13 protein-coding genes and 1 pseudogene are annotated in these 15,823 nt (G+C 61.5%); 12 read left to right on the forward strand and 2 right to left on the reverse strand.

The features are described from left to right. Positions 1 to 785, forward strand: a pseudogene (locus tag KKO72_RS16920) (glucose-6-phosphate isomerase); the annotation flags it as partial. A gap of 112 nt (positions 786 to 897) precedes the next feature. Beyond that, positions 898 to 1,521, forward strand: a complete 624-nt coding sequence (locus KKO72_RS16925) for an HAD family phosphatase (RefSeq protein WP_214941590.1) — start codon at positions 898 to 900, stop codon at positions 1,519 to 1,521. A 298-nt stretch (positions 1,522 to 1,819) separates the two neighbouring features. Here the strand turns inward: KKO72_RS16925 and groL are convergent, their stop codons facing one another. Both groL and KKO72_RS16935 read right to left on the reverse strand, forming a co-directional pair. Continuing rightward, complete coding sequence (groL, locus tag KKO72_RS16930) at positions 1,820 to 3,466, reverse strand: chaperonin GroEL (protein WP_078364255.1); 1,647 nt, start codon at positions 3,464 to 3,466, stop codon at positions 1,820 to 1,822. A gap of 85 nt (positions 3,467 to 3,551) precedes the next feature. Beyond that, positions 3,552 to 3,842, reverse strand: coding sequence for a co-chaperone GroES (locus KKO72_RS16935; RefSeq protein ID WP_078364254.1), 291 nt, complete (start codon positions 3,840 to 3,842; stop codon positions 3,552 to 3,554). Positions 3,843 to 4,388: 546 nt separating this feature from the next. Here KKO72_RS16935 and KKO72_RS16940 point away from each other — a divergent pair. From KKO72_RS16940 to KKO72_RS16985, 10 genes are all read left to right on the forward strand, one after another. After that, entirely contained in the window at positions 4,389 to 4,763 is a 375-nt protein-coding gene (locus KKO72_RS16940; protein ID WP_214941594.1) for a hypothetical protein, read from the forward strand. After that, positions 4,760 to 6,211, forward strand: coding sequence for a chain length determinant protein EpsF (gene epsF / locus KKO72_RS16945; RefSeq protein ID WP_214941597.1), 1,452 nt, complete (start codon positions 4,760 to 4,762; stop codon positions 6,209 to 6,211). Before KKO72_RS16940 ends, epsF begins: the two co-directional genes overlap by 4 nt. A gap of 52 nt (positions 6,212 to 6,263) precedes the next feature. Further along, positions 6,264 to 7,124: a polysaccharide biosynthesis tyrosine autokinase gene (locus KKO72_RS16950; protein WP_214941600.1), complete on the forward strand. Its 861-nt coding sequence runs from the start codon at positions 6,264 to 6,266 to the stop codon at positions 7,122 to 7,124. An 81-nt stretch (positions 7,125 to 7,205) separates the two neighbouring features. Further along, entirely contained in the window at positions 7,206 to 8,417 is a 1,212-nt protein-coding gene (locus KKO72_RS16955) for a hypothetical protein (RefSeq protein ID WP_214941604.1), read from the forward strand. Positions 8,418 to 8,436: 19 nt separating this feature from the next. Continuing rightward, the gene (locus tag KKO72_RS16960) at positions 8,437 to 9,615 is read left to right on the forward strand and encodes a glycosyltransferase family 2 protein (protein WP_214941607.1); all 1,179 of its coding nucleotides are present in this window, start codon (positions 8,437 to 8,439) and stop codon (positions 9,613 to 9,615) included. Next, the gene (locus KKO72_RS16965; RefSeq protein ID WP_214941610.1) at positions 9,612 to 10,853 is read left to right on the forward strand and encodes a glycosyltransferase; all 1,242 of its coding nucleotides are present in this window, start codon (positions 9,612 to 9,614) and stop codon (positions 10,851 to 10,853) included. The genes KKO72_RS16960 and KKO72_RS16965 overlap by 4 nt, the downstream gene beginning before the upstream one ends. Further along, positions 10,850 to 11,800 (forward strand): glycosyltransferase family 2 protein, encoded by a 951-nt coding sequence (locus KKO72_RS16970; protein WP_214941613.1) that lies wholly within the window; start codon positions 10,850 to 10,852, stop codon positions 11,798 to 11,800. The genes KKO72_RS16965 and KKO72_RS16970 overlap by 4 nt, the downstream gene beginning before the upstream one ends. Next, on the forward strand, positions 11,797 to 13,866 hold the full coding sequence (locus KKO72_RS16975) for a family 16 glycosylhydrolase (protein ID WP_214941615.1): 2,070 nt from the start codon (positions 11,797 to 11,799) through the stop codon (positions 13,864 to 13,866). The genes KKO72_RS16970 and KKO72_RS16975 overlap by 4 nt, the downstream gene beginning before the upstream one ends. After that, positions 13,863 to 14,864, forward strand: a complete 1,002-nt coding sequence (locus KKO72_RS16980) for a glycosyltransferase family 2 protein (protein ID WP_214941618.1) — start codon at positions 13,863 to 13,865, stop codon at positions 14,862 to 14,864. Before KKO72_RS16975 ends, KKO72_RS16980 begins: the two co-directional genes overlap by 4 nt. A gap of 28 nt (positions 14,865 to 14,892) precedes the next feature. Further along, positions 14,893 to 15,819, forward strand: coding sequence for a polysaccharide pyruvyl transferase family protein (locus tag KKO72_RS16985; protein ID WP_214941621.1), 927 nt, complete (start codon positions 14,893 to 14,895; stop codon positions 15,817 to 15,819). The last annotated feature ends 4 nt before the right edge of the window (positions 15,820 to 15,823 follow it).

Below are 15,823 nucleotides of genomic sequence, written 5' to 3' on the forward strand. Positions count from 1 at the left end.
GGGTGGGCGGGCGTTATTCGGTCTGGTCGGCCATTGGCCTGCCATTGGCGATTGCCATTGGTGCGACCGGTTTCCGTGAGTTCCTCGCCGGTGCACACGACATGGACGAGCATTTCCGCACCGCCCCACTGGTGCAGAACCTGCCGGTGCGCCTGGGTCTTCTGGATGTCTGGTACCGCAACTTCCATGGCTTCACCAGCCGCAGTGTGGCGCCTTACCACTGCGCCCTGAAACGTTACCCGGCCTACCTGCAACAGCTGGAGATGGAAAGCAACGGCAAACGTGTCGACGCCAGCGGCGAAGCGTTGCCTTTTTCGACCTCTCCCGTGGTGTGGGGTGAACCCGGCACCAACGGCCAGCACGCCTACTTCCAGATGCTGCACCAGGGCACCGACGTGGTGCCGGTGGAGTTTGTGGCGGTCAAGAAGCCGCTGCATAGCCTGCCCGGCCACCACACCCTGTTGCTGGCCAATGTGCTGGCCCAGGCGCAGGCGCTGATGTTGGGCAAGGCCGATGCGGGTGGCCACAAACACTTCACCGGTAACCGGCCCAGCACCTTCTTGCTGTTGGATGAGCTGACCCCGACTTCGCTGGGTGCGCTGATTGCCTTGCAGGAACACCGCGTGTTTGTCTCGGGCAGTCTTTGGGGCATCAACAGCTTTGACCAATGGGGTGTGGAGCTCGGCAAGGTCTTGGCCAAGGACGTCGAGGCCCGTCTGCTCAGTGGCGACACAGCGGGGCTGGACGGCTCCACAGCGGGCTTGCTGGCCCGTTTGCAGGCTTGATCCCACACGCGGTGTTGTTGGACACAACACCGCGCTCTGCCAACGGCAGAGGCCCAACCTGCCCGGCGCGGGCGCGGCGGCGTCAGGCCATGGCTTTTACAAGGATGTGTTCGTGAACATTGTTTTTGACTTTGGTGCGGTGTTATTCACCTGGCAACCCGGCATCTTGCTGATGCAGACTTTCCCGCAGCGTGTGCGCACACCCGACGAGGCCGCGCAGCTGGCGCACCAGGTGTTTGGCCATGCCGACTGGCACGACTTTGACCGAGGCCTGCTGGAAACCGATGCGGTGGTGGCACGCACCGCCCTGCGGCTGGACTTGCCGCAGCAGGACTTGGCGGCCCTGGTGCAGGGCATTGGGGAACGCTTGACGGTGATGTCGGAGTCACTGGCGGTGTTGACGCAGTTGCACCAGCGCCGTCTGGCAGGCGATGGTGTGAGCGGTTTGTATTTCCTGTCCAACATGCCGGTGCTTTATGCCCGTTATCTGGAGCAACACCACCCGTTTTTGCAGTGGTTTGACGGCGGCATTTTTTCAGGAGATGTGCTGCAGATCAAACCGGACCCAGCCATTTACCAGCTGCTGCAAAGCCGCTACAGCCTGGCACCCGATCACACCGTGTTCATCGACGACCTCCAACACAACATCACGACCGCCCAGTCGTTGGGTTGGCACGGCATCCATTTCACTTCAGCGCAGCAGTTGCAGGCGGATCTGGCCCAGCTGGGCCTGTAGCGCACCCACGCGCTCTGAAAGGCGGGTGTTCCCGCTGGCGACTTGGTGCCCATTCAGACGTGAGGTTATCAAGAAAAATGCCCTCTAGCCCTTATGAATCAAGGGCGAGGAGCTTCTGAAACCATAGTAAAAAACCCCGCAAAGCTCGCGCTCTGCGGGGTTTTTTGTTGGTGAGTCGAGTGCCTTAAAAGCCACTCGACGCCGCATGGTGATCTACAGCTAGGCGTTTGGGCGCAGACAGTACCAGAGGTACGGCAAGCCCAAATAACGACGCTGTAGGTCGCCAGGCAAGGAGCTCTTACATGCCCATGCCACCCATGCCGCCCATACCACCCATGTCAGGCATGCCGCCTGCAGGTGCGTCGTCCTTCGGAGACTCAGACACCATGCATTCGGTGGTCAACATCAAAGAGGCCACAGACGCTGCGTTTTGCAGGGCGGTGCGGGTCACCTTGGTCGGGTCCAGGATACCCATTTCGATCATGTCGCCGTAGGTGTCGTTGGCAGCGTTGAAGCCGTAGTTGCCCTTGCCAGCCAACACAGCGTTCACCACCACAGAGGCTTCGCCACCGGCGTTGAACACGATTTCGCGCAGAGGCGCTTCGATGGCCTTGAGCACCAGCTTGATGCCGGCGTCTTGGTCAGCGTTGTCACCCTTGATTTCGCCAGCAGCTTGCTTGGCGCGCAGCAGAGCCACGCCACCACCAGCCACAATGCCTTCTTCCACAGCAGCGCGGGTAGCGTGCAGGGCGTCTTCGACGCGGGCTTTCTTTTCCTTCATTTCGACTTCGGTGGCAGCGCCAACCTTGATCACGGCCACGCCGCCAGCCAGCTTGGCCACGCGTTCTTGCAGTTTTTCGCGGTCGTAGTCGCTGGTGGCTTCTTCGATTTGCACGCGCACTTGTTTGACGCGGGCTTCGATGTCAGCAGCTGGGCCGGCTCCGTCGATGATGATGGTGTTTTCCTTGCCCACTTCGATGCGCTTGGCAGAACCGAGGTCAGCCAGAGTCACTTTTTCGAGTGTCAGGCCAACTTCTTCAGCGATGACCTTGCCGCCGGTCAGGATGGCGATGTCTTCCAACATGGCCTTGCGACGGTCACCAAAGCCAGGCGCCTTAACAGCCACAACCTTCAGGATGCCACGGATGGTGTTCACGACCAGAGTTGCCAGGGCTTCGCCTTCGACATCTTCAGCAATGATCAACAGCGGACGGCCGCTCTTGGCGACTTGTTCCAGGGTGGGCAGCAGGTCACGGATGTTGCTGATCTTCTTGTCGTACAACAGCACAAACGGGTTGTCCAGCAAAGCGGATTGCTTTTCTTGGCTGTTGATGAAGTAGGGCGACAGGTAACCACGGTCAAACTGCATGCCTTCAACGACGTCGAGTTCGTTTTGCAGGCTCTTGCCGTCTTCCACGGTGATCACGCCTTCTTTACCAACCTTGTCCATCGCGTTGGCGATGATTTCGCCAATGGAGGCGTCAGAGTTGGCAGAAATCGAGCCGACTTGGGCGATTTCCTTGGAGGTGGTGGTGGGCTTGGAAGCCTTCTTCAGCTCTTCGATCAGGGCGGTCACAGCCTTGTCGATGCCGCGCTTCAGGTCCATCGGGTTCATGCCGGCGGCAACGTACTTCATGCCTTCGCGCACAATGGCTTGGGCCAACACGGTAGCGGTGGTGGTGCCGTCACCAGCGTTGTCAGAGGTCTTGGAAGCAACTTCCTTGACCATCTGCGCACCCATGTTTTGCAGCTTGTCTTTGAGTTCGATTTCCTTGGCCACGGACACACCGTCCTTGGTCACGGTGGGGGCGCCGAACGAGCGCTCCAACACCACATTGCGACCCTTGGGGCCCAGGGTCACTTTGACCGCGTTAGCCAAAATGTTCACGCCTTCAACCATGCGTGCGCGGGCTTCGCCGCCAAAAATAACGTCTTTTGCTGCCATGTTATGACTCCAGAATATTTAAGTGAAATGAGTCGCTAGCCCGCATGAATAAAGCGTAACCAGCTATCTATTTGGTATTGAGTGCTTACTTCTCGACGACTGCGAACAGGTCGTCTTCTTTCATGACCAACAGTTCGTCGCCATCGACCTTGACGGTCTGGCCGCTGTACTTGCCGAACAACACGCGGTCACCAACCTTTACGCTCATTGCGCCGAGTTCGCCCTTGTCGTTCTTCTTGCCAGGGCCAACGGCCAGCACTTCACCTTGATCAGGCTTTTCAGCAGCACTGTCAGGGATCACGATGCCAGAAGCGGTGCGGGTTTCGTTCTCAACGCGCTTGACAATCACGCGATCGTGCAGGGGACGAAGTTTCATAAAGATCTCCTAAAGTTTGAAACAAGGTTAAAACGCAAACGCCAGCTGTGTCAGCGGGCTGTTGTTGTCTTGAAGAGATGTGTGTTCATCACACGGTGCTGTTAGCACTCATCTCTATCGAGTGCTAATGATAAGGGCGTTTGAAAGCTTTTCAAGAGCCAGGCTGACAATTCCTGTCGTCTGCAAAACAACTTGTTGTCGAGTTTCAGCTAACTCAATAGTTTTCTCACTTAACTCGATAGTGATCGCCCCGGACTCGAAGTGCAGCCTGCGTCGACGTTTAGGGGTGTGAAGCGTACAGACACCCCGTAAACCTAAACGGTAGCCATTGAATTCACGAAGTGATGATCACGGCGTTGACTGAGGGGCTCCATAAAGCTGCCCTTCAATTCACACCTGCAGTTCCAAATTGCCGGCATTTCTGGCGGAAACGTCTGGTCCCAGTTCGACATCTACTTTTGCAGTGTGTGGCCGAGCGCACATACGCCCCGGCTTCGATTAATTAACGTTGCCCAATCGAGTTTCTGTGAGGGTCAGAGGATGAACATGTCTACTGGAAGAGTCCGACTGGCACTGGCGCTTGCCGTGTTTGTGTTGATGAGCTATATCACGGCAAAACCCGGCGTCGATGTGTCTCATTCGGTCATTGCTTCGGTCGCAGCACCCAAAGCCATTGGGGCGGCTTTGAAACGTCTGGAACCCCGTCTATCTGAAAGTCTGGTGACTGGACCCGTGGGAATCAAGGATGGCCGGCCATTGGCTGCAACGGGTTTGTCCTCCGAAGTGGGCCCCGACAACCAGTCGTTGCAGGAAGACGATGCGACAAAAACCTATGCGCTGGTTTTGTCGTCTCTGGGAATACTTCTCGCGATTGCTTTGCTGCGCCTGACGAGAACGCGTTCCATGCGGTCGCCACTGTGAGCCTGCAACGTCTTTTTCTGGTCTTGCGCGGACGCTGGAAAACCGTGCTTGGGGTGTTGCTGAGTGTGATGGTCCTGTCTATCGCGTTCAACCTCCTGATGCCGCGCAAATACACGTCCGAGGCCGCCGTCATGGTCGATGCCCGACCGGCCGACCCTGTACTCGGCGAAGTGCTTCCTGTCGTCGCGCCGTCGAGTGTGATGTCGACACAGGTGGACATCATCCTGTCCGATCGCGTGGCGCAAAGGGCCGTCGTCTTGCTCAAGCTCGATCAGGATGAACAGGCGCGCATTCAATGGCTCGAACAGACCCAAGGTCGGGGCTCGCTGCAGGCCTGGCTGGCTGCGCCTCTGAAGCGTGACCTGAAGGTCATGCCGACGCATGAGAGCAACGTCGTCTCCATCGTCTTCACGTCCCGACATCCCAAAATGGCGGCCGATGTCGCAAACGCTTTTGCCCAGGCCTACATCGATACCAATCTCGATCTGAAGATCGCCTCGGCCACGCAATACAACCAATGGTTCAGCGAGCGTACCCGGTCATTTCGCGACAAGCTCGAAGCGGCGCAGTTGCGGCTTTCGAGCTTCCAGCAATCCAATCGCATCGTCGTCGCTGATGAAAAACTGGACGTTGAAACCGCCCGATTGACCGAGTTGTCAACCCAACTGGTCGAGGCCCAGACGCAACGCGCTACAACCCGGGGCCGGCAAAGCCAGGCCGGTGCGGCGAACATCCTTCCCGAGGTAATCGGCAATGGCCTGATCCAGTCCCTTAAGACCCGGCTCGCCGAGCTCGAGGGGCAACGTCAGCAATTGGCGCTTCGCCTTCGTGAGACCCATCCGGATTACGTCGACCTGGTGACCAAGGTCGCTGCTCTGCGGACCCAAATCGCCAGCGAAACCAGCCGGATCGCCAGCTCGCTTGGCATCGCAGACCGGATGAATGCCGCGCGCGCGGCCGAAATTGACAGCTCTCTGGATGCCCAAAAGAAGAAAGTTCTGGCCCTGCGCGCGCAACGTGACAGTGTGGCTGTACTCCAGCGTGACGTGGAATCGGCCAGACGCGACTACGACATGGTGAGCCAGCGCTTGGCGCAAACCAGTCTCGAAAGCCAGATGCCGCAAACCAATGTCGCGATGCTGACCATGGCCACCGAGCCTTTCAGTCCGTCCAGCCCAAAAGTGGCTCTCAATACGGCCTTGTCATTGTTGTTCGGCGGTTTGCTTGGCATGGGCCTAGCCCTGTTGCTTGAGCTGCTCAACCGTCGCCTGCGCAGCGCGTCGGACCTGTCGGAATGGCTCAATGTGCCCGTCCTGGTGGTGCTGAACAAGAAGGGCATACCTCACCAGCTGTTCGCTCCGGCTGGCTCTGCCCCTGGCTACCTGGCCCGCCTGTCTCACGGTTTGCCGCAGACCCTGGTCAGGGGAATTTCCCCCCGGTCCGTTTAGGGTCCGCTGACGCCGACCGCCGCCCCGCTACCCGCACCCAGGAAACACATTGATGAAATTGAGCCAGCCCCACGCTGTGGAAGAGTTCCCGGTGCCATTGCGGACCCTGGGCGCCATCCTGATTGAGGCCGGACGCCTGAGTCCTGCCCAAGCCGTTCTGGTCATGCAATTGCAAAAACAGCAGGGCCTGCGGTTTGGCGACGCCGCATGTCAGTTGGGCATTCTTCAGGCCGAAGACATCCGGTTTGGGCTGTCGCTCCAGTTTGAACACAGCAGCCTGGCCAGCGGCGATGCGTCCGTCGCCAGCGAGGTGATGGCCGCCTTCGGTTCGCAACATCCTCTGGTGGAAGGTCTGCGCGATCTGCGGTCCCAGGTGATGTTGCGCTGGACGGCACAGCCAGCGCGGCCAAAAAGCCTGGCCCTGGTCAGCGCCCGACGAGGTGAAGGCAAAAGCTTCATCGCGGCCAACCTGGCCGTGCTGTTTTCACAACTGGGGCTGCGCACCTTGCTGATCGACGCCGACCTGATGCATCCGCGCCAGCATGACTTGTTTCGGCTCGACAACCGCGTCGGACTGAGCTCGGTGCTCGGCGGCCTGACCGGCTTGCAGGCGGCCGTATCGCTAGAGAAGCTGCCCGGCCTGGTGCTGCTGCCGGCCGGACCGACCGCGCCGAATCCACGCGAACTGCTGTCCCGGCCACTGCTTCCGAGCCTGTTGTCCCAAGCCATCCAGGCCTTCGACGTGGTGCTGGTTGATACCCCTTCAGCCGCGCTCCCCGACGCCCTGATGATTGCCTCCAACGTTGGTGCGAGCATTTTGGTGAGCCGCCCCAATGCCGCCACCGTCGCGCAATCGGCCGCTTTGGCGGGATCGCTTGACAACCTCTTTGGCGCCGTCGTCAACGAGTTTTAGAGCCTGAGCACGATGTCCGTCATTTCTCTTGCGGTCTCCGCCCAAACCCGTCGTGCCGGCCTGCTCGCCAGCCAGACAGGCTTGTTGCCGCAGGCCAAGGGCAGGCGTTGGGCGCTGTTGCTGCTCTACACCCCTTTGCTCGCCAGCACCTTGCTGGCCAAGCTGTCGGTGCCGCCTTTTGCCGCCCAGTCACTGAGCATTGCCTACCTGTTCATCCTGCTGGCCATGGTGCTGGGCCTGCTGCTGGGCTATCTGCGGCTGGACACCGCCCGGCTGAGCTTTTTTCTGCTGTTTATCGGCTGCATCGGCACGATTCAGGTCTTCAGCACCGAGTCCTTCTCGCTGGCTTCGATGTTGTTGCTGGTCACCCTCTATTCCGCCTATGTGCTGTGTCTGCCAAGCCAGGACCAGAACGGCGAGCAGGCGATGCACTTCTTCCTCCAGCTGGCCAGTGTTCTGGCGCTGGCCGGGATTGCCCAATACGGCGTGCAACTGGCGTTTGGTGCCCGCTTTGCCTTCCCCGTTGAGAATTTTGTCCCCGATGCCTTCCTGATTCATGGCTTCAATGCGCAGGCGCCGATTGCTTATGGCGACGCGACCTTCCGCGTCAACGGCATTGTTTTCGCCGAGCCATCGTTCTTCAGCCAGTTCATGGCTGTTGCCATCGTCATCGAACTGCTGACCCACAATCGGCTGGCAAATGTGGCCCTGTATGCCCTGGCGCTGATGCTGTCTTACTCGGGCACGGGCGTTCTGGTGCTGGCGGTGTGCGGCCCCCTGGTCCTGATCACCCGACGTCATTGGGGGCTGGCCTGGCTGACGCTCGGCGGGAGCTTACTGCTGGTCGTCTTGGGAAGCTACCTTGACCTTGACAAATTCACTGGCCGCATTGGCGAGTTCGGCTCGACGCGCTCAAGTGCGTCTGCCCGGTTCATCAGCGGCTTTTGGGTGTTCGAGCAATACCTGTGGCCCTATCCCATGAAGGCGCTGTTTGGTTACGGCGCCGGGGCGTTTCCCAATTACGCGATCCGTATGCCGTTTCCGGTTGCCGAAATGACGCTGTTCAAGATGGTTTTCGAGTACGGCGTCCTCGGCGCAACACTTTACTTCTGCTTCATTTTTTACTGCGTTTTTCGCTCCACTGCGCCGATCCTGGTCCGACTCGCGGTGGCGCTGACGCTGCTGCTCAACGGACCCTTCGTGCCGTTTTTCCATGGCATGGCGCTGAGCCTGCTGGTCTGGCCCCAAAGGCCGGATCCAGACACTCTGGCGCCATCGCGCGCATCCCCCTAACCGACGAAGGAGCGTACCGATGCAAGTCTTTTTCCTTGGGCTGGGAGCTATTTTCCTGCTGCTCGCCTTTCACCCCTTTGTCAGCTATCCGCTGTCGCTGCTGCTCATCAAGCGCCTGAAAAGGCCGCCCCGGACTGGCCCCGGCCCCGGACAGGTCGATGTGCCCAGTTTTGCCATTTGCATGTGTGCCTACAACGAAGAGGCGGTGATTGACGCCAAGATGCGCAATCTGCTGGCGCTGCGTCAACTCGACCCGACCCTCGAAATCCTTGTCCACGTCGACGCCGCAAGCGACCGGACCGCCGAGCTTCTTGGCGCCTATGCCGACCGCATCGTGTTGCAGGTTGGGACCGAGCGCCTAGGCAAAACCGCCGGCATGAACAGTCTGGTGGCCCGAAGCACGGCCTCGATCGTCGTCTTCACCGACGCCAATGTGATGCTTGACGGCCTGGCCCTGCAACATCTGCGCCGCCATTTTGACGACCCGGGAGTTGGCTGCGTCTGTGGCAACCTGGTCTATGTGAACGCCGGTGATTCGGTCACTGCCGCTACCGGTTCGCTCTATTGGTGCTTTGAGGAAGCGATCAAACGGCTGGAGGGTGCCACCGGATCGGTGATGGGCGCCGACGGCTCCATGTTTGCCATCCGCAGCAGTCTGCATCACCCGCCGCCGCCCAACATCATCGATGACATGTACATCTCCTTCATGATCCTGTGTGATGGCTACCGGATTGTCCAGGCCACCGACGTGCGCGCCTACGAGAAATCCGCCACGTCGGCCGGCGAAGAATTTCGCCGCAAGCAGCGCATAGCCTGTCAGGCGCTGAATGTCCACCGTCTGCTGTGGCCGCGGCTGCGCCAGCTCGATGCCCTGAGCTTGTACAAATACCTGTCGCACAAGCTGTTGCGCTGGCTGTGCATCTACCTGCTGGTGCTTGCGTTCGCCTGTTTCGAGACGGCAATTGTGCTGGCGGGGCAAGGCCCGGCAGCGCTGGCCTTGGCGGCCCTGGCGCTGCTGGTGCTGGTGATTGGCTGGCGCTTCCCGATTAAACCGTTTTCCCAGATTTTTGACATCCTGACGGTGCTGACCGCGGTTGGACTTGGCGTCTGGCGGTCCCTGCGTGGTGAACAGTTTCAGACCTGGACACCAGCGGCTTCCGTGCGCCAGACATCACCGGGCAAAGGAGCAGGCTCATGAAATGCCTGTGGATCGCCCGCGATCAGCCCTTTCCGCAGGACGCTGGGGACAAAGTCTATTCGGCCAATCTGGCCTGCGCGCTGGCCGAGGCCGGGGTCATGGTGTGCTTTCTGGGCTTTGCCGCCAGTGCCAGTCACCCGCCGCGCGATACACCGGTGCACTGGCGGCAAATTGTGGGCGGCAAGCGCAGCACGCGCCGGGCGCTGCTGAGCCATTTGCCGATTGCCGGCGCGATCCACGACACACCGGCGTTCCGGCAGGCCCTTGAGGCGCAGTTGCAGCAGTCGTGGGATGCGATCATTTTCGACAGCTACGGCTCCGGCTGGGCGCTCAGGCGTTATCTCGCTGGCCACCGGGCGGCCGGCAAGGCGCCGGTCCTGGTCCACGTCTCGCACAATCAGGAAGGCATCCTGTGGCACGACATGGTGCGCCACAGCGACGCGGGCTGGCTGAAGAAGCTGGGGCTCTGGCAAAACTGGCTCAAGGTCCATTTCCTTGAGCGTTTTGTGCTGCGCCATGTCGACCTGATCAGCGCCATCAGCCAGGAAGACGCGCTGGCCTTCAAGGCGCTGGCGCCAGAATGCCCAAGCGTGGTGCTGACCCCGGGTTATTCGGGCGAGCGGCAAGCCTGGCGGGTGCTTGGCCGGGACGGGCCCAAACACGTCGTCCTGATCGGCTCCTTCCGCTGGGTGGTGAAGCAGGAAAACCTGCGGCAGTTCATTGACCTGGCCGACGCCACCTTCCATCGCCACGGCATCAGCTTTGACGTCATCGGCGACATGCCGCAGGCACTGCGGGACGAGCTGACACCACGCATGAAGGCCACCGTGCTGCACGGCTTTGTCGACGACGTCGCCCCTTTGTTCAACCGCGCCCGGCTGGCTGTGGTGCCGGAAATGATCGGCGGCGGCTTCAAGCTGAAGTTCCTCGACTACATCTTTCAGCGTCTGCCGGTAGCCACCATCGACGCCGCGGCAGCCGGTCTACCTCCGCCCATCCGCAGCCAGCTGTTGCTGAGCGCTAACCTGCAGGATCTGGTTGACAGCATCGTCCAGCACATCGACCACATCGACATGCTCAACCACATGCAACAGGAGGCTTTTGAAGCGGCCAGCCAGCTTTACCAATGGGGTGAACGCGGCATCGGCCTCAGGGACGCCATCGCCACCTGCCAGCAGGCCCGGTCCCAGCCGCAAAACGCCAGCAGCCAGGCCGCCTATCGGATGGAGACCTCATGATCAGCCTCATCGTCCCCACCCGTAACCGGGCCCACACCCTGCGCCTGGTCGCACCGAGCTATTTTGTCCAGGATGGCATCAACGAGATCATTTTTGTCCTCGATGGCGGCGACGACGAGACGCCGCAGGTGCTGGAACAGATCGCCACCAGCCACCCCGGCGTGTGTACCCGGATCCTGCAGCACGATACCCGCCAGGGCGCGGCCCAGTCGCGCAATGCCGGGGTCCAGGCCAGCAGCAACGACTTCATCCTGTTTTGCGACGACGACGAGTACCTCGAAGCCGGCTACGCCAGGACCTGCCTGCAAAAACTGCTGGCGCTTGGCGTCGGCGCCGTGTCGGGTCGACGCGTCTACATGGAAAACGGGGAAGTTCCGGCACAGGCCCTGCGGCGCTTCGGCCACGGGCTGCGCCCTGGAAAAGCCTTTCGCCCGGTGATCTGCGAATACGTCAACGGGGCATGTTTTGATGGGGACATCCGGCAGCCGCTGACCAACGCCGTCATCCTGACCCACAAGCACCTGCTTGAGCGCTTTCCCTATGACCCCTGCTACGCCCGCGGCAACGGCTACCGCGAGGAATCCGATTTTCAGATGCATTTGTACACCGAGGGTTACGACCTGCTCACCACCAACGACTGCCACAGCATCCACCTGCCGCCGGCGCTGGTGCGCACCGGCGGGCAACGGACCCAGACCGCGCGCCGCATCTACTGGTCGATCCATTACACGCACTACTTTTTTGGCAAGTACTACGCGGCCTACGCCCGCAGGCTTGGCCTTGGAACCCCGCGCTGGCTGGCCGAAGTGGCGTTTGCCATCTTTGCCGTTTACCGCGAGACCCTGCGCCCGTCGCTGTATGCCCTGGCCATGTGGGGTCTGCGCCAGCGCCGGCGCTGGTCCGAGCGGACGGTTTCCGCATCAGGCCATCACGGATCACCGAGATGAACGCGCCACAGGGACTCAAGCGCCGGGACTTGCTGCAGACGGCCGCGCTGCTGGGTAGCACGGCATTGATCCCGGGCGCGCCGGTCTGGGCCAGCGTGCCGACCTTGGCCCTGGATTTTCGTGGTAGCCTGCCAGCCGGCGTGGACTTCCGGCGGGCCAGCGCGGCCGGCCTGGCCAACGGCCAGTCATGGCGCCTGCTGCCCGCCAACACCCCGCGTTTTGCGCTGCAGGGCAGCGCCGTGACCGGGCTGCTGATCGAAGGCGCGGCCAGCAACCTGATCGACAACGCCTCCCGGCCCGATAGCCGCGGCTGGTCCCGGGGCGGGGCGGTCAGTCTGTCGCCCAGCAAGCTGCTCGCGCCGGACGGCAGCGCCAGTGCCTATCGCATCGTCCGCGGCGAGCCCAGGAACGGCGGCCTGTGTGAAGTCGCCGTGGCCAACAGCGCCAGCGGGGATTTTGTCTCGGCCTCGGTGTGGCTGCGCTCCACCGGCGGCACGGGCAAATGGCGCCTGCGCCTGCTCGATTTCAACAGCTACAACAATGTCAATCAGGTGGTCACGGTGACCCCGGAATGGAGGCGTTACAGCCTGACCCTCAATTTGCAGCCACGCGACAGTGGATCCAGGCATTTTGCGGTGGTGTGGAATGAACCCTTTGGCCCCGTCACGGCAGCGCCGGCGATCTACGCGCTCAAGCCAGCCAGCCCCTATGAACCCGGGCGCACGCCGCTGACGCTCGGCGAGGTGCTGATGTGGGGGGCGCAGTACGAAACCGGCAACGAAGCCAGTTCGTTCGTGCCGACCACGGGTGCACCGGCGTTTCGGGCCGCCGACGAAGTGACGTTTTCAGCGGTGCACCTGGGTGCACCGAGCGGCAGGCTGACCATTGTGCTGCCCGAAGGCGGGCGGCGCGGCGGGGTGATCCTGGACGCCAATGGCGACTCGGGCGGCCTGCGCCTGGGGTATTCCAACAGCGGCTGGATCGTCGCCCGCATTGGCAAGTTGCTGCTCACAGGCTTCAGCGACAGCAGTGCCGACCCGGTAGTGCGGCTCGAATGGAGCGCCTCGGGCGTGCAACTCTTCACCGGCCAGACGACCGAATCGCTGCGGCTTCAGGCGGCGGTGCAAGCCAGTCCCTTGCCGATCCAGATTGGCGCGCTGGCCCGTTTGGGGATGACGCTTGAGGGCCAGCAGCCGCTTGGGCGGGTGCTGGCGCAATTGACCCTCAGCGCTGAGGTGACGGCGGTTGGCCGGGTGGCTTTGCCGAACTTCGTTCCCGCAAGCTACCGGCTGGTCTTTGGTGATGATTTTGACGATCCCGACCTGTCGCGGATCAACGAAAACGCCACCGGTGGACGTCCCGGTGCGCCGGCCTGGCGCAGCCGCTACCGGCATGAGCGCAAGACGGTGATCAACCAGGAAAAGCAGATCTACATGGACCCGCAGTTTGCCGGCAGCGCCGGGCAAGCGCTGCAGGTGCAACCCTTTTCAATCAACAAGGGCATCCTACAGATCCGTGCCGAGCGCGCCGACCCGGTCGCCGTCGCCCCTTTCATCTGGAATCATTCCTACACGTCGGGCTGCATCACCAGCGAACTGACGTACTGGCAGACCTACGGCTACTTCGAGATGCGCGCCCGCTTGCCGCGTGGCAAAGGTTTCTGGCCGGCTTTCTGGCTGCTGCCCAAACGCGCCACCTGGCCACCGGAAATCGACATTTTGGAAGCTTCCGGGACCCGGCCCTACGGCATCAGGCACGGTGCCATCGAAAAACCCCGCAGCGCCAGCACAGCCGCCGGCATGTGGATCGACCAGCTGATCGACAGCAGCGACGGCTTTCACATCTACGGCCTGGAGTGGACACGGGACAACATCGTCTTCTTCATCGACGGCATCAAGAGCTTTGAATACGGGCCCCACGCCATTCACGAGGACATGTACCTGCTGGCCAATCTGGCACTGGGCAGCCACGACCCGAACTGGATTCCCGACCCGGACCAGAGCACACCCTTTCCCGGACTGTTTCAGATCGATTACATCCGGGCTTACCAGCGAGGCATTTCATGACCATAGCCAGCCAAGTCGAGGTCGACGTCATCATTCTTTCCTGGAACCGCCCCGAAGACACCATCGCGGCCATCGCCAGCGCCGCCGAGCAGCAAGGTGTGCGCCAGCGCATCCTGATCGCCGATCAGGGCAGCCAACCCGACAACCTGCGGCTGCTCGAAGAATTCCTGCAAACGGTCCCGTGTGCCACCCTGAGCAAACTCGGGCGCAACACTGGGGTGGCAGGTGGCCGCAACATCGCCTCGGCCATGGGCTCGGCGTCCTTGATCGTGGCCCTGGACAGCGACGCCGTGTTCGCCGACAAACAAACGCTGGCCCGGGCCGTCGCTCACATGAACGCCCAGCCCCAGTTGTGCGCCATCGGCTTTCGCATCAGCAACTATTTCACCGGTGACAACGACGCCACGTCCTGGGACTACCCGGTTGGCTGCCAACCCGATGCCGGTTTTCCAGCCACGCGCTTCATTGGCGCGGGCCACGCCTTGCGGCGCGATGTCTTCGAGGAGGTTGGCGCCTACGACGAACGGCTGTTCTTTTGCGGCGAGGAAACCGACCTGAGTTATCGCATGCTCAATGCCGGTTACCGCATCGCCTATGTGCCCGAGGTCGGCATTCTGCACAAGGTCTCGCCCGAACATCGGGTGTTGTGGGGTCGTGGACGCTACTACTACACCGTGCGCAACAACCTGTACTCGGCGTACAAATTCGGCACACCGCTGCCGCGCCTGCTGTTGGGTGCCGGCGCCTTCACCCTGCGCGGCTGGCGCAATCACATTCCGCTGGCTGCCCTGCGCGGCATGGTCGATGCGGTGGGCATGAGCCTGGCCTACCGCAAAAACCTCAACGCCGGCGGACCGAACGCGGCCGCGGCGCAGTCCGCCTACGCCCTGAGTTCCGCGACCTTGAGTTACATCCGCCAGTGTGAACCGGCGCGGCAGGAGCCCTGGCTGACCAAGATCCGTCGCCAGTTCATCCGTTTGCCGCACCAGGGCGCCTGAGCGGCCAGGGGACGCGATGAAAACACCGATGAAACAACTCAAAGAAAAGCTGGCGGCCATCGTCAACTACCTGCCACGCGAGCGGCCGGTGGTTTACCTCGACTACCCGGTGCATCTGAACTTCGGCGACATCCTGATCATGCGGGGCACCGAACAGTTTTTCAGCGACTACGCCTACCGCGTGATCGAGCGCGCCGGCTACATGAATTTCACCGAATCGGCGCGTCGCGCCATGCCAGCGGACGCGGTGATCGTGCTGCACGGCGGCGGCAATTTTGGCGACCTGTATCCGGTGCACCAGAAATTTCGCGAGGCCGTGGTCTGCCAATTCCCCAGGCACCGCATTGTCTTGCTGCCGCAGACCGTCCATTTCCAGTCGGAGCAGGCCAAGCGGGCCTCTGCGGCGGTTTTCCGGCGGCACCCCGATGTGTTGCTGATGGTGCGTGATCAGCGTTCGATGGAAGCGGTGGAAGACCTGTTCACGCCAAAGGTTCTGCTGATGCCCGACATGGCGCATCAACTGTGGGGCGGTCTCCCGGCAAAACCAGCAAGCCGGTCGGGCGCCCGGCTCGATCTGCGACGCAAGGACATTGAAGCCACCGAGCCCGACGGCGCCGGGATGGAGGCTGGCCGCACGGCGCGCGACTGGATGGACTTTGTCCCGGTCCACCAGCGCCGGGTTTTTGGACTGATCCTGCGCTGGCACATGCTGGAGGCAAAAACCAACCGGCATCTCGGCGCGCGTCAAGCCTGGTACGCCTACTGTGACCGGCTGGCCGCCAGGATGCAAAGGCACTTCGAACCCTACAGCGTGGTTCAGACCAGCCGCCTTCATGGCATGATTTTCGCGGCCTTGCTTGGCAAGCAGGTGGTGTTTGACGACAACTCGTATGGCAAGTTGGGCCACTACGCCGATCAGTGGTTCAACCAGCATCCAGGCATCCATGCAGGCTGATCCA

Origin of the sequence: Rhodoferax sp. U11-2br (genome assembly GCF_018619435.1) — a bacterium.
GTDB lineage: Bacteria > Pseudomonadota > Gammaproteobacteria > Burkholderiales > Burkholderiaceae_C > Rhodoferax.